Source organism: Vibrio sp. 10N.261.51.A3, assembly GCF_041471965.1.
GTDB lineage: Bacteria > Pseudomonadota > Gammaproteobacteria > Enterobacterales > Vibrionaceae > Vibrio > Vibrio crassostreae_C.
The window spans coordinates 1-319 of sequence record NZ_JBFRPK010000170.1; the positions used below are offsets into that span (position 1 = coordinate 1).

Annotated in this window: 1 protein-coding gene; it reads right to left on the reverse strand. The window is 43.9% G+C overall.

All coding sequences use genetic code 11. From position 1 onward, the window contains the following. Window positions 1-109: 109 nt before the first annotated feature. Window positions 110-319 (reverse strand): DUF3299 domain-containing protein (locus AB4371_RS22540; protein WP_372150695.1); only part of this gene is annotated, 210 nt, incomplete at its 5' end.

The window sequence follows — 319 nt, forward strand, 5'->3', positions numbered from 1 at the left end:
TCAGGTCGCACGGACAGAAACGTGTCAGCTACTTTGCCAAATTAGCTTTTAGTGGATTATCTTAAGTACTGTGAAAACTCTAGTGAGTACCAAATTCATTCAGCGTACATTACTCATATCTCTGAATAAGCCCTCCGTCGATTGAATAGCCCATTTCCACTGGGGCTGAACCATCTACTAAGTACAGCTCCTGGATACTGGCAATGGTTTTTAGTTCACCAGATAGCCATACTGGGTGATAGAGCCCTTCAAACTTAACTCCCTCTTCAAGAGTAACGTGGATCATCTGGTTTGGAGGTGGTGGAGGCGTATGAATACA